Consider the following 21,083-nt stretch of genomic DNA (forward strand, 5'->3'; position numbering starts at 1 on the left):
GACTCCTGTCACATACACGGCATAACGCAAGGGGCTGGTAATGAAACTACGGGCGGGCATGCGCTGGGCGCTGGGAACGATGTTGGCTGCCGCGGCGACATCGGCGGCGGTCGCGCAGAACAAGGTCGTCAACGTCTACAACTGGGCCGAATACACGGCGCCGGACACGATTCCGGGTTTCGAGAAGGAAACCGGCATCAAGGTCCGCTATGACGTCTACGACAGCAACGACACCCTGCAGGCCAAGCTGCTGGCCGGCAAATCGGGCTATGACGTCGTTGTCCCGTCCACGCACTACGCCTCGCGCCAGATCGAGGCCGGCCTGTTCCAGAAGCTGGACAAGTCCAAGATCCCCAACTGGAAGAACCTCGACCCCGAGGTCATGGCGCTGGTCGCCTCGGTCGATCCGGGCAACGAGTACGCCATTCCGTGGGGCTACGGCACCAACGGCCTGGGCTACAACGTCACCAAGGTCAAGCAGATCATGGGCGACGGCGTCGACCTGGCCAGCTGGGACATGATCTTCAAGCCCGAGAACGCCGCCAAGCTGAAGGAATGCGGCATCTCCATGCTGGACGAGGCCGCCCAGGTGTTCCCCGCCGTGCTCAAGTACCTGGGCAAGGACCCCAACAGCACCAGCGCCGACGACTACAAGGCCGCGCTGGACGTGCTGATGAAGATCCGCCCGTACATCCGCCAGTTCAGCTCCTCGGGCTACATCGACGAGCTGGCCGTGGGCGACCTGTGCATGGTCTACGGCTTTTCCGGCGACGTGATGATCGCCCGCAAGCGCGCCCAGGACGCCAAGAAGCCCTACGAAGTGAACTACTTCATTCCCAAGGGCGGCGCGCCGGCGTGGTTCGACCTGATGGTCATCCCCAAGGACGCCCCGCATCCCGAGGAAGCCCACGCGTTCATCAACTACATCGAAACGCCCAAGGTCCATGCCGCCATCACCAACACCATGTTCTACCCGAACGCCAACAAAGAGGCGCGGCAGTACGTGGTCAAGGACGTGGCCGAGAACCCCATGATCTACCCGCCGGCCGAGGTCTCCAAGACCCTCTACGTGATCAAGGCGCTGCCCTTGAACATCCAGCGCCTGCAAAACCGGATGTGGTCCGAGCTGAAGTCGGGAAGATAAGTCATCATGAGCGAAAGCCGTTACTCGGCGCAGCACTCGACCGATCCGGACGAGTTCGTCCGGATCTCCGATGTCGTAAAGATTTTCGGCGACGTGGTCGCCGTCCGTTCCGTCAACCTGTCGGTCAAGCGCAACGAGATCTTCGCCCTGCTGGGCAGCTCGGGCAGCGGCAAGTCCACGCTGCTGCGCATGCTGGCGGGCTTCGAAGAAGCCACCTCGGGCCAGATCCTGCTCGACGGCGAGGACATCACCCACGTGCCGCCGTACCGCCGGCCCGTGAACATGATGTTCCAGTCCTACGCGCTGTTCCCGCACATGACGGTCGAGGCCAACGTGGCCTTCGGCCTGAAGCAGGAAGGCGTGGACCGCGCCGAGATCCATGACCGCGTGTTCGAGGCCCTGGACCTGGTGCAGATGGCCGGCTATTCGCGCCGCAAGCCCAGCCAGCTTTCGGGCGGCCAGCAGCAGCGCGTGGCCCTGGCGCGCAGCCTGGTCAAGCGTCCCAAGCTGCTGCTGCTCGACGAGCCCATGTCGGCGCTGGACAAGCAGATCCGCCAGAAGACCCAGATCGAGCTGGTCAAGATCCTGGAGCAGGTCGGCGTGACCTGCATCATGGTCACCCACGACCAGGAAGAGGCCATGACCATGGCCCACCGCCTGGCCGTCATGACCGAAGGCCAGATCGTCCAGTGCGGCTCGCCCCAGGACGTCTACGCGTTTCCGAACTCGCGCTTCGTGGCCAGCTTCATCGGCTCGACCAATATGTTCACCGGCACCATCGTGGTCGACGAACCCGACCACGTCGCCATCGAGTGCGGCGAGCTGACCCGTCCGCTCTTCGTCAACCATGGCGTGAGCGAACCGCTGGGCATGGAGGTCCACGTCTCCATCCGCCCCGAGCGCCTGGTGGTCTCGCGCGAGCAGCCCGAAGGCGAATACAACTGGGCCCACGGCATGGTCAGCCACATGGCCTGGATGGGCAGCTACGCGCTCTATCAAATCCGCCTCGATTCGGGCAAGACGGTCGAGGCCAGCGTGCCCAGCCAGCTGCTCGTCCAGATGGACGCGCCCGGCATCGACGAAGAGATCTTCGTCAGCTGGGACGCCGACAGCGCGACGGTGCTGGCGTCATGATGCGCTTCTCGCCCCGCGACTGGCTGCCCTCGGGCCGCGCGCTGGCGGTGGTGCCGCCGTACGCCTGGCTGGTGCTGTTCCTGCTGGTGCCGTTCCTGCTGGTCTTCAAGATCAGCTTCGCCGAGCTGAAGTTCGGCATTCCGCCCTATACCTCGCTGGCGGAATTCAAGGACGAGGCGGTGCAGTTCAGCCTGCACCTGCGCGGCTACATCCTGCTGTTCACCGACAGCCTGTACTTCGCCACCTACCTGAACTCGGTCAAGATCGCCGCCGTCACCACGCTCATCTGCGTGCTGATCGGCTATCCCATCGCGTACTACATCGCGCGCTCCTCGCCGTCGGTGCGCAACCTGCTGCTGCTGGGCGTGATCCTGCCGTTCTGGACCTCGCTGCTGCTGCGCGTCTACGCCTGGGTGGGCATCCTGCGCAACGACGGCCTGCTCAACAACCTGCTGCAGGGCCTGGGCATCATCTCCAGCCCGCTCGAAATCTACCGCACCGACGTCGCGGTCTATATCGGCATGGTCTACGCCTATCTGCCGTTCTTCATCCTGCCGCTGTACGCCACGCTGGTGAAGATGGACCTGCGCCTGCTGGAAGCGGCCTACGACCTGGGCGCCAGGCCCTGGCAGGCGTTCTGGCAGATCACCGTGCCGCTGTCGCGCCAGGGCGTGATCGCCGGCGCCATGCTGGTGTTCATCCCGTCCGTCGGCGAATACGTGATCCCGGAAATGCTGGGCGGGGCCAACACGCTGATGATGGGCCGGGTCATGTGGAACGAGTTCTTCAACAACGCCGACTGGCCCATGGCCTCGGCCGTGACCTGCGTGATGGTGCTGCTGCTGCTCGTGCCGCTGGTGGTCTTCCAGTACAACCAGGTCAGGCAGCAGGAGCAGGCCGCCGGAGGCCGCAAATGAACGGACCCAACAAGACTTTGCGCGGCGTCGTGCTGGGGCTGGGGTACTTCTTCCTGTACGTGCCCATCATCAGCCTGATGGTGTTCTCGTTCAACGAGTCGCCCACCGTCACGTCCTGGACCGGGCTGTCGTTCCGCTGGTATGAGTCGCTCTTTAACGACGACGCGCTCTTGCGCGCGGCCTGGCTGTCGTTTCGCATCGCCGCCCTGACCGCCACCGCCGCCGTCATCATCGGCACCTGGGCCGGCTACGTGCTCGGGCGCATGGGGCGTTTCCGCGGTTTCGCGCTGTACGTGGGCATGCTGAGCGCGCCGCTCGTCATCCCCGAGGTGGTGCTGGGCATCTCGCTCTTGCTGATGTTCGTGGAGCTGCGCGGCACGCTGGGCTGGCCGGCCGAGAACGGCATGTTCACGATCTGGGTGGGCCACGTGACCCTGTGCATGGCCTTCGTGGCGGTCATCATCCAGACCCGCATCCGCGACCTGGACCGTTCGCTCGAAGAAGCCGCGCTGGACCTGGGCGCCACGCCCATCACCGTGTTCTTCCGGATCACGCTGCCGCTGATCGCGCCGGCGCTGGCCTCGGCCTGGCTGCTGTCCTTCACCTTGTCGCTGGACGACGTGGTGCTGGCTTCGTTCCTGTCCGGCCCCAGCTCCAGCACGCTGCCCATGGAAGTCTTTTCGCGGGTGCGCCTGGGCCTCAAGCCCGAGATCAACGCGCTGGCCACCCTGTTCATCCTGGCGGTGGGCACCTGCGTGATCCTGGCCAACCGCATGCAATGGCGCAAGGAGTCCGAACCCAAATGAAGCAAACCACCCTGTATGGCCTGACCAAGTGCAGCACCTGCGTCAAGGCGCGCGACTGGCTGACCGAACATGGCGTAGAACACGAATTCGTGGACTACCGCGACCATCCCGTGCCCGCCGCCACCCTCAAGGCCTGGGCCGGCAAGGTCGGCGGATGGGAAAAGCTGGTCAACCGCGCTTCCATGACCTGGCGCAACCTGCCCGAAGCGCGCAAGACGGCGCACACCGACGCGCAATGGAGCGAACTGATCGCGGACTTCCCGGCGCTGGTGCGCCGGCCGGTCACGGTCACGCCGGACGGCGAGGTCAGCGTTGGCTTCAGCGAAAAGCGCTACGGCGAACGCTTCGCCTGAGGCGGCCGGCTCAGGCGCGGGCGCGCGCAAGCTGCCCGACGCGTTCTTCGACCGCGACGCGGCGCAGCTGGCGCGCGAGCTGCTGGGCAAGGTGATCCGGCATCGCGTCGGCGACCTGTGGCTGGCGGCGCGCATCATCGAGACCGAGGCCTACTACCTGGAAGAGAAGGGCAGCCACGCCTCGCTCGGCTACACCCACAAGCGCCGCGCGCTCTTCATGGACGGCGGCACGGTCTACATGTATTACGCCCGCGGCGGGGATTCGCTGAACTTCAGCGCGGGCGGTCCCGGCAACGCCGTGCTGATCAAGTCCGGCTATCCCTATACCGACGCGCTGTCCGGTCCGCGTTCGCTGGCCCGCATGCAGGAACTGAACCCGGACGCGCAGGGCCGGCCGCGGCCGCCGGGACGCCTGTGCGCCGGCCAGACGCTGCTGTGCCGGGCGCTGGGGCTGAAGGTGCCGGACTGGGACGCGCGCCGCTTCGACGCTCGCGGCCTTTACGTGGAAGACGTCGGCGAGGCGCCGGCGGCGCTGATCTGCACCACGCGGCTGGGCATACCGCAAGGCCGCGACGAACATCTGAGCTACCGTTTCGTGGACCCGGCTTATGCCGCCTTCTGCACCCGCAATCCGCTGCGGCGCGGCCAGCGCGCCGGCCACGACTATGTGTGGGTGGACCGCCAGGGCGTCGTGCTGGAGCGGGCGCCTGACGCCGGCTAGCCGATGCGCGCCTGCAGGCGCGCGCGCATGGACGTGGACTTGCGCTCGATGCGGCGGCGGTTCAGGCGCTTGCTCCAGGCGTATACCGGGATCAGCGGCAGCCCGCCGAAGCCGTCGATCAGGTACAGGCCGGGCTTGCCGTCGGCGTTCAGGCCGCAGGCGATGTTGCTGGCGGAAATGTCGTGCAGCACCACGTGGGCGTCGGCCAGGTCTTCGAAGAACTCGTCGAGCTGCGCGTTCAGCGCCGCGTCCAGCTTGCCCTGGTAGGCCAGGTCGGCGACGGTGGGGGCGATGTTGCCCTCGGCGTCGCAGATCTTCTCGACCAGCAGGCCCAGGCCGAGCGTGGTCTGGGCCACGCCCAGGATGCGGGCCATGGGCACCTGCCACACGCCCGAAGGCCGGGTGGTGGTGGTGACGTATTCGGAGATCTCGTTCAGGTAGACGCGGTAGGCGCTTTCGCGCTGGTACTGCTTGTACCAGCGCTTGAACGGGCGCGTCTCCAGGTACACGGCGCGGGCGCGCATGTCCATGACCTTGACGAGCAGGGACGGCATGTGCGGATGCTGGAAGATATGCCGGTCGTGACCGGTGGCGAGCGGCGTTGCGGCGTCCAGATCCAGCGGGCCGAAAACCGACTGGAACGAAGCCGCGGACATACAGGAGAAAGGATCGGCGGGATTCAAGGCTGAGACCTGTTTGGTTGGTCCTGAGTGTAATCCCGTTGGCGGCCAAAAGCAGTCGGGCAACTCCGGATCGGGCGGCGCCGGCCCTACAATCCTGGCTTTGGAGACGCATGCTTTGAACGATATTCTGCTTTGGGTCGCCGCCGGCGGCGCGGTGCTGGCTTTTCTGGCGGCCTTGCTGGCCTGGCTGCGGCCGCCCGCCCGGGACGCGCGCCTGGACGCGCTGCTCGACGGGCTGGAACGGACCGAGCGCGCGCTGCGCGCCGAGATCGCGGAAGGCCTGCGCGGGCTGCGCAGCGAATTCGCCGAAGGCCAGCGCGCGCTGCGCGCCGAAGCCGCCCAGTCTCAGGACGAACTGCGCGCGGGCCTGGCGCGCGACGCCCAGGCCGCCCGCGCCGAGTCGGCGCAATCGCTGGCGCGCTTCGCCACGGGCTTCTCGGAACAGCTGCAAGGCCTCATCCAGATCAACGAGCGCCGCCTGATGGAAGTGCGCGCCACCGTCGACCAGCGCCTGCAGGCGTTGCAAACCGACAACAGCGCCAAGCTCGAGGAAATGCGCCGCACCGTGGACGAGAAGCTGCATGCCACGCTGGAGCAGCGCCTGGGCGAATCCTTCAAGCTGGTGTCGGACCGGCTCGAAGCGGTGCACAAGGGATTGGGCGAAATGCAGGCCCTGGCCGCCGGCGTGGGCGACCTCAAGCGCGTGCTGACCAACGTCAAGTCGCGCGGCACCTGGGGCGAAGTGCAGCTCGCCCGGCTGATCGAAGACAACATGACGCCGGACCAGTACGCCAGCAACATCAAGCCCGTGCCGGGCAGCGACGCGGTGGTGGAATTCGCCATCCGCCTGCCGGGCCGGGGCGAGGGCGCGGGTCCGGTCTGGCTGCCCATCGACGCCAAATTCCCCAAGGAAGAATACGAGCGCCTCATGGACGCGCAGGACGCCGCCGACGCCGAAGGCGTGAAGACCGCCGGCGCCGCGCTGGGCCGCGCGGTCGAGCTGCAGGCGCGCGCCATCGCCGCCAAATACGTGGCGCCGCCGCACACCACCGACTTCGCCATCATGTTCCTGCCCACGGAAAGCCTGTATGCCGAAGTGCTGCGCCGTCCGGGCCTGCTCGACCGGCTGCACGACCTGCGAGTCAACGTGGCCGGCCCCAGCAATCTGGCGGCGCTGCTCAACAGCCTGCAAATGGGGTTCCGCACGCTGGCGATCGAACAGCGTTCGTCCGAAGTCTGGCAGGTGCTGCGCGCGGTCAAGACCGAATTCGGCAAGTTCGGCGACGCGCTGGCCAGCGTGAAGAAAACGCTGGACACCGCCAGCAACAAGATCGGCCAGACCGAGGTGCGCACGCGCGCCATGCTGCGCAACCTGAAAGACGTGGAGGCGCTGCCCGAGGCCGACGCGCGGCTGCTGCTGGGCGAGGCCGGCGACGAACCGGAGCCGGACGGACCCGAACCGCGCTGAGCCCTCGGTCCGGGGCTGGCGGGCATGCCCTTGTTGCCCGCTGCTTGTGCCGATATCCTGGGGGCTACGGCAATTCGCCGTCGATACCAGGAGCATCGCAGCATGAGCACCGCCGAACGCCATGATTCCTCCACCCTCGACGCGACGGCGCTGGGCGCCGACATCGCGCTGGGGGTCACGACCGCGCAAGCCGCCATGCAGCAGGCGCTGGACCGGGTGGCGGCCCGCAACCCCGCGATCAACGCGGCCTGCGGCGTGCAGGCCGAGACCGGCCTGCACCTGGCGAAACTGCTGGACGACGAACTGGCCGCGATGCCCGCCGGGCAGCGGCAGGCGCAATTGCAGCGGCGTCCGTTCCTGGGCGTGCCCACCTTGCTCAAGGATCTCGGCACCGCCGCGCTGGGCCTGCCCAGCGCCATGGGCTCGGTGCTGTACGGCCAGGTCGAATGGAACGTCGACGCCGAACTCGTCAAGCGCTACCGCCGCGCCGGCCTGATCCCCTTCGGCCGCAGCACCAGCGCGGAACTGGGCCTGAGCCCCACCACCGAATCGCCCGTCTACGGCCCGGCCACGCAGAATCCCTGGAAGGCCGGCCACAGCGCCGGCGGCTCCAGCGGCGGCGCGGGCGCGGCGCTGGCCAGCGGCATGGTGCGCATCGCACACGGCAGCGACGGCGGCGGTTCGATCCGCATCCCGTCCTCGTGCTGCGGCGTACTGGGCCTGAAGCCCTCGCGCGGGCTGATGCCGCTGGGTCCGCTCAAGGGCGAGGGCTGGGGCGGCCTGGCCACCGAACACATGATGACGCTGTCGGTGCGCGACTGCGCCGCCGCGCTGGACATCAGCGCCGGCGCCGACGTGGGCGCGCCGTACGCCGCGCCGGCCCAGCCGCCCGAGTCCTACCGCACCGTCGTGGCGCGGGTGGCGGCCGATCCGTACGCGGCCGCGCGCCGCCGCATCGCGTTCGTCACCACCACCTACGAAGGCGAGGCCATCCATCCCGAAGTCGCGGCCGTGGTGGACGAGGCCGCCCGTTTCTTCGCCGGGCTGGGCCACGAGCTGGCGCCGGCCGCGCCGCCGGTCGGCTCCGAAGAGGTGCTCTCGCCCATGCTGCCCCTGATCGCCAGCGCCGCGGCCAACGCCATCGACGCTTTCGTCGGCGCGCGCGGCAAGCGGCTGGCCGCCGACGAGCTGCAGCCCACCACGCTGGGCGCGCGCGAATACGCGCGCGCCATCTCCGGCGCGCAATACGTGGCCTGCGTGGACACCTGCCACGAGATCACCCGCCGGGTCGGGCGCTTCCTGGCGCGCGAAGGCGCGCAGGGCTACGACCTGTTCCTCAGCCCGGTGCTGGCGCAGCCGCCGGCGCCCATCGGCCGCTATGCCATGGACAACGCCGACTATCTGGCCTACCGTCTGGGCAAGAAGGGCGTGATCGGCTATTCGCCGTTTGCGCCGCTGGCCAACCTGACCGGCATGCCCGCCATCTCCATTCCCTACGGCATGTCGTCCGACGGCCTGCCCATCGGCATCCAGCTGATGGGGCCGCTGGGCAGCGAGGCCCTGCTGCTGGAGCTGGCCGCGCAGGTCGAGGCGCTGCGGCCCTGGGCCCTGGTGGCGCCCATGGCCCGCTGAGGCCGGCGCGCCGCGCGGACCCGCGGCAAGACACACGGAGGCTCGCCCATGCCATCGTTCGAGACGCACATCGTGTTCAACCAGGTCCCGCCCCTGGAGGACTATTCGCTGTACGAGACCGACCCGGCGCTGCGCGCAGCCGTAAGCCGCGAGGGCGCGCAGGCCTGGGCCGGCGAGCTGGCCGAGCACGGCGCCTGGCTGGGCCGCGCGCAGACGCTGGAAGCCGGCGCGCAGGCCAACCGCCATAAGCCGCAGCTGCACAGCTACGACCGCAGCGGCCACCGCATCGACCACATCGAATTCCATCCGTCATGGAACCTGCTGATGAGCGGCATCATGGCGCGCGGCCTGCACAGCCGGGCCTGGCAGCATCCCGAGCCGGGCGCGCAGGTGGCGCGCGCGGCGGCCTACCTGATGCAGGGCCAGGTCGAGGCCGGCACGCTGTGCCCCACCACCATGACCTTCGCCGCGGTGCCGCTGCTGCAGCGCGAGCCGGCCGGCGCCGTGGACTTCGGCGGCCTGTGGCTCAACGCCCTGTACGCGCGCGAATTCGACGGCGCCGACGCGCCGCTGACGGCCAAGCGCAGCGCCCTGATCGGCATGGGCCTGACCGAGAAGCAGGGCGGCTCCGACCTGCGCGCCGTGACCACGCGCGCCGCGCCGCTGGGCGCGCCGGGCCGCGGCAGCCCCTACCGGCTGGTGGGGCACAAATGGTTTTTCTCGGTGCCGCAGGCCGACGCGCATCTGGTGCTTGCGCAGACCGACGAAGGGCTGGGCTGCTTTTTCGTGCCGCGCTGGATACCCGACGGCCCGCGCAACGCCGTGCGCGTGCGGCGCCTGAAGGACAAGCTGGGCAATTGCAGCAGCGCCAGCGCCGAGGTCGAGTTCGAAGACGCCTGGGGCGTGCTGCTGGGCGAACCGGGCCGCGGCCTGGTCGCGCTGCTCGAAATGGCCGCCACCACGCGGCTGGACTGCGTGCTGGGCAGCAGCGCGCTGCTGCGGCAGGCGCTGGTGCAGGGCGTGCATCATGCGCGCCACCGCCACGCTTTCGGCAAGCCCCTGCTCGAACAGCCGCTGATGCGCAATGTGCTGGCCGACCTGGCGCTGGAAAGCGAGGCCGCCACGGCGCTGGCCTTGCGGCTGGCGCGCGCCGTGGATGAACGCGCCGACGCCGGGGCCCGCGCCCTGGTCCGCGTCGGCACGCCCGCCGCCAAGCTCTGGGTCTGCAAGCGCGCCGTCGCCGCGGTGGCCGAATGCATGGAAGTCTGGGGCGGCAACGGCTACGTCGAAGACGGCCCCATGCCCAGGCTCTACCGCGAAACGCCGGTCAATTCCATCTGGGAGGGCTCGGCCAACGTGATGGCGCTGGACGTGTTGCGCGCCCTGCAGCGCGAGGAAGAGGCGCTGCCGGCGCTGGAGCGCGAACTGGCCGCGGCGCGGGGGCAGAACCGGGACTTCGACGAAGCCCTGGCGCGCTGGCGCGCGCTCTTGGCCGATCCGGCCCAGGCGCCGTTCCAGGCGCGGCGCATCGCCGCCGGCCTGGCGCGCCTGTGGCAGGCCGCCTTGCTGATCCAGCACGCCCCGGACACCGTCGCCCAGGCCTTCGCCGCCAGCCGCTTGCGTCCCGATGGCGGCATCTTCGGCGAACTCGACGCGGGGACGGATACCCGGGCGATCCTGGCGCGCGCCTGGCCCGCCGCCGCGTGCTAAATTTCCCGGCTCGACAACCCTTTGCGCATTTTTTCGCCATGCTCACCCAGCAAGAACTCAAGCAGCAAGCCGCCGACGCGGCCCTGGAACTCGTTGAACAAGTCGCCGGCCCGGACGTCGTCATCGGCGTGGGCACCGGCTCCACCGCCGACCTGTTCATCGACGGCCTGGCCCGCTTCAAGGACCGCATCGGCGGCACGGTGGCCAGCTCGGAGCGCAGCGCCGCCCGGCTCGCCGGCCACGGCCTGAAAGTGCTGGATCTGAACGACGTCGCCGGCATGCCGATCTACGTGGACGGCGCCGACGAGATCGACGCCAACCTGCACATGATCAAGGGCGGCGGCGGGGCCCTGACGCGCGAGAAAATCGTGGCTTCGGTGGCCGACCGCTACATCTGTATCGCCGACGAATCCAAGCTGGTGCAGACCATGGGCAAGTTCCCGCTGCCCGTCGAAGTCATCCCCATGGCCCGCGAATCCGTGGCCCGCGCCCTGGCGGCCCTGGGCGGCCAGCCCAGGCTGCGCGAAGGCTTCGTCACCGACAACGGCAACATCATCCTCGACGTCGCCGGCCTGTCCATCACCGACGCCCCGGGCCTCGAAGCCCGCCTGAACAACCTGCCCGGCGTGGTCACCTGCGGCCTGTTCGCGCTGGCCGGCGCCGACGTGGCGCTGCTGGCCACCCAGACCGGCATCCGCCGCCTGGACCGCAAGGCCTGAACGCCGCCCGTCCGGGCGCCGCAAACCCCGGACCGCCACGCCTTGCGGGCGGTCCGGGGGCGATTCATAATCCTGTCACACTTGGGTCATAACCTTGCCGGCTGTGCAAGCCCAGCTCATAACACCTTTCAATGTCGGGGCAATGCAATGAGATCAACCACGCAGGGAGCCCGGATGTCGGAGCACACTAACAAACAGTTCGACGCGGATCTGGAAAGCGTCCGTTCGCAGTTCTTGCAAATGGGCGGCTTGGTGGAAGCCATGATCCAGGAGGCCATCGACGCGCTGGCCAGCGGCGACCTGTCGCTCGTCGAAAAAGTCCGCGAGCGTGAAAAGGAAGTCAATCGCCACGAAGTGGAGATCGACGAAAGCATCAGCCGCATCCTCGCCCGCCACCAGCCCACCGCCATCGACCTGCGCATGCTGATGGCCGTGTCCAAGATGCTGACCGACATGGAGCGCTCCGGCGACGAAGCCGAGAAAGTCGCCACCGTCGCCCGCCGCATCCACGAAGGCGAGCTGCGCCACATCCCCGTCATCGAACTGCGCCACATGGCCGCCGCCGTGCGCACCATGCTGCACCAGGCCCTGGACGCCTTCGCCCGCCTCGACCCCATCCAGGCCGCCGCCGTCGTGCGCAGCGACAAGGAAGTGGACAAGGAATGGAAGGGCGCGCTGCGCCACCTGATCACCTACATGATCGAAGACCCGCGCACCATCTCGCGCGCCATCGACATGATCTTCGTCGCCCGCGCGCTGGAGCGCATCGGCGATCACGCCAAGAACATGTCCGAACGCGTCATCTACATGGTCAAGGGCGCCGACGTACGCCACACCGGCGTCAAGAACACCGAACGCCTGGCCCGCGGCGACGAAGACACGCCCGAAGACCAAAAGCCCGAGTAGGCCGGGTCACCCGAGCGCCAACACCGTTGCAGCCGAAAGCCGGGGATCGGCCACCCCGGCTCGGCGCGCATCCACTCGCCCGGCCATCCGCCGTCCGAACCCCGGCAGCGCCGGCGCAGCAATCTCCACGTCATACCAGCCCGATACGTGGGGGCAATCAAGCGCCACCTCGCCCGCGCCAGGCAAGCGAACCGCGGTTTTCCATCCATCGCCCATCCGCGAAGCGAGCTCCACCTCCATCGCGGCTTCCCCGCGATTCACCAGCCGGACCCGTATGCCGCCGGCATCCCCGCGAACCGGCCGAGCCTCCAGAAGCGCCGAATTCCCGCGGAACCGCCGATGAAACCCATCCGGCCCCAGCACCCACAAATCGTAGGCTCCGTCCGCATCCACCGCCCAGCCATCCTCCAGGCGCGCTCCCGCGCCCAGCGTGTACCGCCGCGGCGCCCGGTCCAGCGCCAGCCGGTCATACACATGCAGCACGGCGGCCGCCGTCCCCACATTGCGCAAGGTCAGCCGGTAATGCCTGCCGTCGCCGGCCATCGTCCCCTCGACCTCCAGCGCATACGGCAGCGGGCATGATCGGCGTCCGCCGCCGGCCGCAACCGGTCCGCGGTCGCCGGCGAAATCGAAAGCCGCCGTCAGGTCCCCCGTCACCGCCCGTCGCCAGGCGCTGATGTTGGGCTCGGCCACCCCGAACCTGGCCTCCAGGAAACGGATCACCGAAGTATGGTCGTACACCTGCGAATCGACCCAGCCGCCGCGGCTCCACGGTGAAATCGCCAGCATCGGCACCCGCGGCCCCAGCCCGAACCCGCGTCCGTGCAATCCTGGTGGGTCGTCCGGCGTGCCCGCGCTGGGGCCGACCCGCGCGTCGTGGTACTCCCCGTCCAGCTCCACCGTGGACAGGCCGCCCGACGAACCGTCGAGGGTGCGCGCCGGCGGCGCCGGCGGCGGCATGTGGTCGAAGAAGCAATCGTTTTCGTCGTACGTGACGAAGAACACGCAGCCGCTCCAGACCTCGGGGTTGCGGGTCAGGATGTCCAGCACGCGCTCCGTATACGCGCCGCCCCGGCGCGGCGACGACACTTCCGGGTGCTCGGAATCGGCCGTGGGCGCGATGATCCACGACACCTGCGGCAGCGTGCCCCGGGCCACGTCGCGGGCCAGGTCGTCGAGCGTGCGGGTCGTCAGCCCGCGTTCGCGCAGCGGCGCCTCGGCCGCGCCGCTCTCGTGTTCGCGGCGGTACTGTCTGAAGCCCGCCAGCGGGTTGTCGTGATAGTTGTCCGCCATGTCCTGGTAAATGCGCCAGTCCACCCCCGCGGCCTGCAGGCGCTCGGGGTAGGTGGTCCAGGCATAGCCTTCGCCGGCCGGCCCCAGCCGGTCGAAGGTGTTGACCAGCGCCGGGCCGCCGGCCAGCCCGGCCGGGTCGTTGGTGCCGGTCCATAGGAACAGCCGGTTCGGATTGGTGCCGGCGTGTATCGAGCAGTGATAGGCGTCGCACAGCGTGAAGGCCTCGGCCAGCGCGGTCTGGAAGGGCACGTCGGCGGCCTCGTAGGCGCCCATGCCCAGCCGGCTCTTGGCCGGCAGCCACTGGTCCATGCGGCCGTCGTTCCAGGCGCGCTGGGCGTCGTCCCAGGTATGCGGCGTGATGTAGCCCACCGGCGTGTCGGCCGCGTACTGCGCGCGCAGCGCATAGGGCCGCACGCGAGCCGCGCCGTCGGCCTGGGTCAGCACGTCGCCCGCGGCCGTGGGCGCGGGCAGCGGATCGGCAAAGCCGCGCACCCCGGGCAGGGCGCCGAAATAATGGTCGAACGAGCGGTTCTCCTGCATCAGGATCACCACGTGGCGCACGTCCCGCAGCGTGCCGCTGCGGCGGTCGGGGGCGATTTCCAGGGCGCGTGCGATCGAGGCAAACGTGGCGGCGGTGGCGGACAAGGTGTTTTCCATGGGAGCGGCGGACGATAAGGCTATCTTAAGCTGCGGCGCGGCCGAAGCCGAAAGCGCGAAGCCCCTCGCGCTGCGAGGGGCTTCGGGGGCGGCGCCTGCCTGGCGGGCGCCGCGGGCCGGTGGGCCGGATTCAGGCCGAAGGCGGAACGTAGCCCTGGGCTTCGACGTTGCCGTCTTCGAACAGGAAGCGCTCCATCTGCTGCTGCAGGTATTTGCGCGCCCGGGCGTCGGCCAGGTTCAGGCGGTTTTCATTGACCAGGCGCGTCTGGATGGCTTTCCATTCTTCCCAGGCTTCCTTGGAGATGCTTTGCCAGATGCGGGTGCCGAGTTCGCCGGGGTAGGGCGGGAAATCCAGCCCTTCGGCTTCACGCTTCAATTTCACACAGTTGATGATACGAGCCATGATTACGCTGCCGGAAAAATAAATAAGGCCTCATTTTAGCGGGCTTGGCGGCCGCCGGCCGCCAAGCCCCTTCGGGCTCTGCGGTCAGGGACCGCGCCGCCTACAGTTTCTTGATGAAGACCAGGCTGTTGCGCGAACGGTTGTAGTTGTTCTGCTTTTCGCGCGGCAGGTCGGCGATGCCGCCCTGCACGAAGCCGCGCTTCATGAACCAGTGCGAGGTCCGGGTGGTCAGCACGAAGAGCCGCTTGGCGCCCGCGGCGCGCGCGCGCGATTCCATGTGGCGCAGCAGGATCTCGCCTTCGCCGGAGCCCTGCCATTCCGGGTGCACGATCAGGCAGGCCATTTCCGCCATCTGTTCCTCGGGGAAGTTGTGCAGGGTGGCGCAGCCGTAGATCACGGCGTCGTGCTCCAGCACCGTGAAGTTCTCCACGTCGCGCTCGACCACGCTGCGCGGGCGCGGCACCAGCGTGCCGTCGGCCTCCAGCGGCTCGATCAGGCTGAGGATGGCGCCCACGTCGTCGATGGTGGCCGGGCGCAGATCGTCCAGCGTGTCCTCGACCACCATGGTGCCCACGCCGTCGTGGGTGAAGATCTCCAGCAGCACGCTGCCGTCCAGCGTGAAGGGCAGCAGGTGCGCGCGGGCCACGCCGCGCTTGACCGCCAGGGAGGCGCATTGCAGGAAGGCGTGGGTTTCCTCGTCCAGCGTGCCTGCGGCCAGCAGCGCGTCGGCGTCCACGCGCGCCAGTTCGGTGTCCAGCGTGCCGTCGTCGTTCATCACGCCCGGCGAGCCGGACAGGAAGATGAGCTTCTCGGCGCGCAGCGCCACCGCCACGCTGGTGGCCAGGTCTTCCATCGCCAGGTTGAAGGCGTCGCCCGTGGGCGAGAAGCCCAGCGGCGACAGCAGCACCACGGACGAGGCTTTCTCGATGGCGAACTTGAGCGCGTCGATGTCGATCTTGCGGACCTGGCCGGTGTGCTTGTAGTCGACGCCGTCGATCACGCCGGCCGGGCGCGCGGTGACGAAATTGCCGGAGATCACGCGGATGTGCGAATGCGACATGGGCGTGTTCGGCAGCCCCTGGCTGAAGGCGGCCTCGATGTCCAGGCGGATTTCGCCGGCGGCTTCCTTGGCGCATTCCAGCGCGGCGGCGTCGGTGGGCGACATGCCGCGGTCGAACTGCTGGGTGAACCCCTTCAGGCGCAGCTGCTCATTGACCTGCGGACGCGAGCCGTGCACCAGCACCAGGCGGATGCCCAGCGAGGACAGCAGCGACAGGTCCTGCACCAGCGCGTTGAGCGCGCCGGCCTGCACCAGCTCGCCGCCGAACGCCACCACGAACGTCTTGCCTCGGAACGCATGCACGTGCGGCGCCACGTCGCGGAACCATCGGACGAACTGGGCGGGCGCGAATTCTGGGGCTTCGAGGGCGGAAACGGTGTCTGGTTCCAGGTCGGGCATGATGGTGGGAGGGATTCCTGAGAGTCGTCGAGAACGCGGCCTCATGCCGCGTCATGGCGCCGTCGCGCGGACGGCGTGGCGAAATTATATGACCGCCGGGGCCTGTCCCGCAGGCCCGATCCGCGACGCGCCGTGGCCGGCCGGGGGCAGGCGGGCGCGCGAAAATTTATAATGGCGGGCTAACCGGACTATCGTACATGCCTGAATCCTCCAGCCCGCGGGCGCCCAGGGCCGCCGTGGCAAACGCGCCCCGGGCGCCGCGTCCCGAGCGGCCCATCCCCGCGGTGACCTATCCCGAAGACCTGCCCGTCAGCGCGCGGCGCCAGGAGATCGCGCGCGCCATCGCCGGCCACCAGGTGGTGATCGTCAGCGGCGAGACCGGCTCGGGCAAGACCACGCAGCTGCCCAAGATCTGCCTGGAACTCGGCCGCGGCCGCCAGAAGATGATCGGCCATACCCAGCCGCGCCGCCTGGCGGCGACCTCGGTGGCCAAGCGCATCGCCGAGGAGCTGAATACGCCCATGGGCGAGGTGGTGGGCTACCAGGTGCGCTTCAACGACCGCACCGGCCCGAACGCGTCCATCAAGCTGATGACCGACGGCATCCTGCTGGCGGAGTCGCAGCGCGACCCGCTCTTGCGCCGCTACGACACCATCATCATCGACGAGGCGCACGAACGCAGCCTGAACATCGATTTCCTGCTGGGCTACCTCAAGCAGCTGCTGCCGCGCCGCCCGGACCTGAAGCTCATCATCACCTCGGCCACCATCGACGCCGAGCGCTTCGCCCGCCACTTTGCGGCGTCCGAAGACCGGCCGGCGCCGGTCATCGAAGTCTCCGGCCGCCTGTATCCGGTCGAGGTCCGCTACCGTCCCGTGCGTGAAGAGCCGGCCGAAGGCGAGGCGCCGGCCGCCGGCAAGCCCGGGCGCGAGCGCATGTCGGGCGACGAGGAGCGCGACCTGATCGACGCCATCGTGGACGCCGTGGACGAATGCGCGCGCCACGGCCCGGGCGACGTGCTGGTGTTCCTGCCCGGCGAGCGCGAAATCCGCGAATCGGCCGAGGCGCTGCGCAAGCGCCATCCGGCCGGCACCGAGGTGCTGCCGCTGTACGCCCGGCTGTCGCAGGCCGAGCAGGAGCAGATCTTCCATCCGCGCACCAATGCGCGGCGCATCGTGCTGGCCACCAACGTGGCGGAAACCTCGCTGACCGTGCCCGGCATCCGCTTCGTGGTCGACAGCGGGCTGGCGCGCGTCAAGCGCTATTCGTGGCGCAACAAGGTCGAGCAGCTGCGCATCGAGCCGGTCAGCCGCGCCTCGGCCAACCAGCGCGCCGGCCGTTGCGGCCGGGTGGGGCCGGGCGTCTGCATCCGCCTCTACGACGAGCAGGACTTCAATAACCGCGCCGCGTTCACCGATCCGGAAGTGCTGCGCTCGTCGCTGGCCTCGGTCATCCTGCGGATGAAGTCGCTGAAGCTGGACGATATCGAGCAGTTCCCGTTCGTGGAGGCGCCACCGGGGCGCGCGGTGGCCGACGGCTACCACCTGCTGCAGGAGCTGGGCGCCATCGAACTGGCCGCCGCCGCGAACGAGGACGCCGACGGCGCGCGCACCGGCGCGGCCTTCGCCCTGACCCGCACCGGCCACGAACTGGCCAAGCTGCCCGTGGACCCGCGCATCGGCCGCATGATCCTGGCCGCGCGCGAACACCAGTGCCTGGCGGAAATGCTGATCATCGCCTCGGCCCTGTCGGTGCAGGACCCGCGCGACCGCCCCATGCAGGAGCGCGAGGCGGCCGAGGCCGCGCACGCCAAGTTCGCCGACGACAAGTCGGAGTTCATCTCCTTCCTGAAGCTGTGGCGCTGGTACGGCGAACAGGTGCAGCACAAGGCCTCGCAGCGCAAGCTGGTGGCCCTGCTGCGCCAGAATTTCCTGTCGCCCATCCGGCTGCGCGAATGGCACGACGTGCACACCCAGCTTGCCGCCCTGGTGGGCGAGCAGGGCTGGCGCGTCAACCAGACCGAAGCCACGTACGAACAGCTGCACCTGGCGCTGCTGTCGGGCCTGCTGGGCAATATCGGCTTCAAGAGCGACGAGGGCGGCCACTACCAGGGCGCGCGCGAGATCCGCTTCCACATCCATCCGGGTTCGCGGCTGGTGAAGAAGGCGGGGCGCTGGATCGTCGCCGCCGAACTGGTGGAGACCACCCGGCTGTATGCCCGCTGCGTGGCGCGCATCGATCCGGCCTGGCTGGAGAAGGTCGCCGCGCACCTGATCCGCCGGAACTGGTCGGACCCGCGCTGGGAGAAAAAGGCCGGCCAGGTCGTGGCCAACGAACGCGCCACGCTGTACGGGCTGGTGGTCTATTCGGGCCGGCGCATCCATTACGGCCGCGTCAATCCGGCGCACGCGCGCGAACTGTTCATCCGCCAGGCCCTGGTGCCGGGCGAGATCGACACGCGCCTGCCTTTCGTGGCGCACAACCGCAAGCTGATCGCCGGCATCGAGAAGCTGGAGCACCAGACCCGCCGTCCCGACATCCTGGTCGACGACGAGCTGATCTACGCCTTCTACGACCGCCAGCTGCCCGAAGGCATTTCGCAGACCGCCACGCTGGAGAAATGGGTGGCGGGCCTGGACAAGGAAACGGCCGCCAAGCTGCTGCTGACGCGCGACGAGCTGATGCGGCACGAAGCGGCCGGCGTCACCACCGAGGTGTTTCCCAAGAAGGTGGAATGGCAGGGCGTGTCCATGGCCCTGGACTACCACTTCGAGCCCGGCTCGCCGCGCGACGGCGTGACGCTGTCGGTGCCGCTGTTCGCGCTCAACCAGATCGACCCGGCGCGCTGCGAATGGCTGGTGCCCGGCATGCTCAAGGAAAAGGTGCATCTGCTGCTGAAGTCGCTGCCGCAGAAGCTGCGCCGCCATTGCGTGCCGCTGCCGGATTACGCCGCCGGGTTCTACGAGCGCTGGTTCCAGCGCCTGGGCGATCCGCAGCAGGGGCTGGTGGAGGCCATCATCGCCGACATGTGGGACCAGGTGCAGGTCCGCCCGGCGGTGGGGGATTTCAAGCTGGAAACCCTGCCGGCGCACCTGTTCATGAACTTCCGCGTGGTCGACGAGCACGGCCGCATGCTGGCCGCCGGCCGCAACCTGGCGCAGCTGCGCGCCGAGTTCGGCAAGCAGGCGCAGGCCACCTTCCAGCAGCTGGCGGCCAGCGACACCCAGGTCGCGCAGGCGCTGGCGCACGAGAACCTGACCTCCTGGTCCTTCGGCCCGCTGCCGGAGATCATGGAGATCAAGCGGCGCGGCCAGTCGGTCATCGGCTATCCGGCGCTGGTCGATCGCGGCGCGCACTGCGACCTGGACGTGTTCGACGATCCGGACGAGGCCCGCAAGCACCATCGCGCCGGCCTGCTCAGGCTGTTCCGGCTGGGCCTGCGCGAACAGGTCAAGTTCCTGGAAAAGAACCTGACCGACCTGACCCGCATCAGCATGCTCTACATGACGCTGGGCACGCAGGAAGAGCTGCGCGACCAGATCATCGACTGCGCGCTGGGGCAGGCCTGCCTGGCCGAACCCTGGCCGGTCGACGCGCAGCAGTTCGAGGCGCGCCGCGCCGAGGGCAAGGGCCGGCTCGGCCTGCTGGCCCAGGAAGTGGCGCGGCTGGCGGGGGCGGTGCTGACCGAGTACGCCGCGGTGCTGCGCAAGCTGCCCCAGGCCAAGCCGCACGCCGCCGCCTACGCCGACCTGCAGGCGCAGCTGGGCGCGCTGATGCCGAAATGGTTCATCCGCGACACGCCCTATGCGCAGCTGGCGCACTTCCCGCGCTACCTGAAGGCGGTGCAGGCGCGTATCGACAAGCTGCGCGCCGACCCGGCGCGCGACGCCAGGCTGGTGGGCGAGATGGCGCCGCTGCTGACGCAATACCAGCGTGCGCGGGCGGCGCTCAAGGGCGCGCCGGATCCGCGCCTGGACGAGTTCCGCTGGCTGCTGGAGGAGTTGAGGGTGGCGCTGTACGCGCAGGAACTGCGCACGCCGATGCCGGTTTCGGTGAAACGGCTGATGAAGAGCTGGGAATCGTTGCAGCGCTAGCGCCGGCCGCGGGCGCCGGGGAGTTCCGGCGCCCGCGGGCGATTACTACAGCGCCAGGAAGCCCACGATGACCAGGGCGATCAAGCCGAACTTGGTGGCCTTGTAGACCGTGCGGTTCCAGGCCTTGAAGGCCTTGCGCTTCTGGTCGATGACCCAGTGCGCGTGCGTCAGCTTGTTGATCGCGCCGGTCTGGTCGCCGCCGTCGTTGGGCGAGCTGGCCGCCGACATCACGACCCGGCCGAACCAGCGGTTGAAGGCTTCGGCCCAGCGCCACTTCAGCGGACGCTCCACGTCGCAGAACAGGATGATGCGGTTCTGTTCGCTGCGGTTGTAGGCCTCGTGCACATAGGTTTCGTCGAACACCACGCTTTCGCCGTCGCGCCAGCTGTAGGGCTCGCCGTCGACGATGATGTGGCAGCGGTCGTCGTTGGGCGTGACCAGGCCCAGGTGGTAGCGCAGCGAGCCGGCGAACGGGTCGCGGTGGCGGTTGAGCTGGCCGCCGGGCGGCAGTTCCGCGAACATGGCGGCCTTGACCTTGGGCAGGGTCTTCAGGATGGCGACCGTCTTGGGGCAGAGCTCCTCGGCCGAGGGGTGGCGCGCGTCATACCACTTCAGGTAGAAGCGCTTCCAGCCGTATTTGAAGAAGGAATTGAAGCCGATGTCGTTGTGCGCGTCGGCGGCCTTGATGCGGCGCAGCTCGGCCATCTGCATCGCTTCCTCGCGGATGGTCTCCCAGTTGTCGTCCAGCACCTTGAGCTCGGCGATCTCGCTGGTGGTCAGGTAGGGGGTGGGCGGCACGCGCGAGGCCAGCACCATGAAGGCGTTGACCGGGGCCAGCAGGACGGAGTGATCGAGCATCTGCCGGCCCAGCGGCAGCCTGACGCGGCCGCGGAAGTGCGCAAACAGGATGGCGGCCAGCCATATCCCGGGAATTAGCCATTTCATACGTGAATCTCGTGCAGCAATCGGTGGAGCGGGGACAGG

The 21,083-nt window shown here is 68.8% G+C and carries 17 protein-coding genes; 12 read left to right on the forward strand and 5 right to left on the reverse strand.

Going from position 1 to position 21,083, the window contains the following annotated elements:
• Window positions 1-40 precede the first annotated feature (40 nt).
• From A6B37_RS23595 to A6B37_RS23620, 6 genes are read left to right on the forward strand one after another with little or no spacing between them, the layout of a single operon-like run.
• Complete coding sequence (locus tag A6B37_RS23595; protein ID WP_111827057.1) at window positions 41-1,144, forward strand: polyamine ABC transporter substrate-binding protein; 1,104 nt, start codon at window positions 41-43, stop codon at window positions 1,142-1,144.
• A gap of 6 nt (window positions 1,145-1,150) precedes the next feature.
• A complete protein-coding gene (gene potA / locus A6B37_RS23600; protein WP_111827058.1) occupies window positions 1,151-2,278 on the forward strand; it encodes a polyamine ABC transporter ATP-binding protein in 1,128 nt (375 codons plus the stop codon).
• The gene (locus A6B37_RS23605; RefSeq protein ID WP_102774603.1) at window positions 2,275-3,195 is read left to right on the forward strand and encodes an ABC transporter permease subunit; all 921 of its coding nucleotides are present in this window, start codon (window positions 2,275-2,277) and stop codon (window positions 3,193-3,195) included. Before potA ends, A6B37_RS23605 begins: the two co-directional genes overlap by 4 nt.
• The gene (locus tag A6B37_RS23610; RefSeq protein WP_102774602.1) at window positions 3,192-4,001 is read left to right on the forward strand and encodes an ABC transporter permease subunit; all 810 of its coding nucleotides are present in this window, start codon (window positions 3,192-3,194) and stop codon (window positions 3,999-4,001) included. The genes A6B37_RS23605 and A6B37_RS23610 overlap by 4 nt, the downstream gene beginning before the upstream one ends.
• The gene (locus tag A6B37_RS23615; protein WP_102774601.1) at window positions 3,998-4,354 is read left to right on the forward strand and encodes an arsenate reductase; all 357 of its coding nucleotides are present in this window, start codon (window positions 3,998-4,000) and stop codon (window positions 4,352-4,354) included. Before A6B37_RS23610 ends, A6B37_RS23615 begins: the two co-directional genes overlap by 4 nt.
• Before the next feature lie 31 nt (window positions 4,355-4,385).
• Window positions 4,386-5,075 (forward strand): DNA-3-methyladenine glycosylase, encoded by a 690-nt coding sequence (locus A6B37_RS23620; RefSeq protein WP_111827084.1) that lies wholly within the window; start codon window positions 4,386-4,388, stop codon window positions 5,073-5,075.
• On the opposite strand, the gene A6B37_RS23625 is transcribed toward A6B37_RS23620, so the two are convergent.
• Window positions 5,072-5,731 carry a PhoP regulatory network YrbL family protein gene (locus A6B37_RS23625; RefSeq protein WP_111827059.1) on the reverse strand — a complete coding sequence of 220 codons (660 nt, stop codon included), beginning with the start codon at window positions 5,729-5,731 and terminating at the stop codon, window positions 5,072-5,074. The genes A6B37_RS23620 and A6B37_RS23625 overlap by 4 nt on opposite strands.
• 142 nt (window positions 5,732-5,873) lie before the next feature.
• On the opposite strand from A6B37_RS23625, the gene rmuC reads away from it, so the two are divergent.
• The 5 genes from rmuC (at window position 5,874) to phoU (ending at window position 12,193) form a co-directional block, all read left to right on the forward strand.
• Entirely contained in the window at window positions 5,874-7,226 is a 1,353-nt protein-coding gene (gene rmuC / locus A6B37_RS23630; protein WP_111827060.1) for a DNA recombination protein RmuC, read from the forward strand.
• A 102-nt stretch (window positions 7,227-7,328) separates the two neighbouring features.
• Window positions 7,329-8,858, forward strand: a complete 1,530-nt coding sequence (locus A6B37_RS23635) for an amidase (protein WP_111827061.1) — start codon at window positions 7,329-7,331, stop codon at window positions 8,856-8,858.
• Between the two features lie 48 nt (window positions 8,859-8,906).
• Window positions 8,907-10,568, forward strand: a complete 1,662-nt coding sequence (locus A6B37_RS23640) for an isovaleryl-CoA dehydrogenase (RefSeq protein WP_111827062.1) — start codon at window positions 8,907-8,909, stop codon at window positions 10,566-10,568.
• Window positions 10,569-10,606: 38 nt separating this feature from the next.
• The gene (rpiA, locus tag A6B37_RS23645; RefSeq protein WP_102774595.1) at window positions 10,607-11,287 is read left to right on the forward strand and encodes a ribose-5-phosphate isomerase RpiA; all 681 of its coding nucleotides are present in this window, start codon (window positions 10,607-10,609) and stop codon (window positions 11,285-11,287) included.
• Between the two features lie 174 nt (window positions 11,288-11,461).
• Entirely contained in the window at window positions 11,462-12,193 is a 732-nt protein-coding gene (gene phoU, locus A6B37_RS23650) for a phosphate signaling complex protein PhoU (protein WP_111827063.1), read from the forward strand.
• A 6-nt stretch (window positions 12,194-12,199) separates the two neighbouring features.
• On the opposite strand, the gene A6B37_RS23655 is transcribed toward phoU, so the two are convergent.
• From A6B37_RS23655 to argA, 3 genes are all read right to left on the reverse strand, one after another.
• Window positions 12,200-14,143 (reverse strand): phospholipase C, phosphocholine-specific, encoded by a 1,944-nt coding sequence (locus tag A6B37_RS23655; protein WP_111827064.1) that lies wholly within the window; start codon window positions 14,141-14,143, stop codon window positions 12,200-12,202.
• 130 nt (window positions 14,144-14,273) lie between these two features.
• Entirely contained in the window at window positions 14,274-14,546 is a 273-nt protein-coding gene (locus tag A6B37_RS23660; protein WP_102774592.1) for an oxidative damage protection protein, read from the reverse strand.
• A gap of 100 nt (window positions 14,547-14,646) precedes the next feature.
• Window positions 14,647-16,005, reverse strand: a complete 1,359-nt coding sequence (argA, locus tag A6B37_RS23665; protein WP_102774591.1) for an amino-acid N-acetyltransferase — start codon at window positions 16,003-16,005, stop codon at window positions 14,647-14,649.
• Window positions 16,006-16,202: 197 nt separating this feature from the next.
• Here argA and hrpA point away from each other — a divergent pair, with 197 nt between their 5' ends.
• Window positions 16,203-20,099: an ATP-dependent RNA helicase HrpA gene (gene hrpA / locus A6B37_RS23670; RefSeq protein WP_111827065.1), complete on the forward strand. Its 3,897-nt coding sequence runs from the start codon at window positions 16,203-16,205 to the stop codon at window positions 20,097-20,099.
• A gap of 45 nt (window positions 20,100-20,144) precedes the next feature.
• Here the strand turns inward: hrpA and lpxO are convergent, their stop codons facing one another.
• A complete protein-coding gene (gene lpxO, locus A6B37_RS23675; protein ID WP_111827066.1) occupies window positions 20,145-21,044 on the reverse strand; it encodes a lipid A hydroxylase LpxO in 900 nt (299 codons plus the stop codon).
• Window positions 21,045-21,083: the final 39 nt, after the last annotated feature.

Origin of the sequence: Achromobacter sp. HZ01, assembly GCF_003267925.1 — a bacterium.
In the GTDB taxonomy this organism is placed as follows: domain Bacteria; phylum Pseudomonadota; class Gammaproteobacteria; order Burkholderiales; family Burkholderiaceae_B; genus Achromobacter; species Achromobacter pulmonis_A.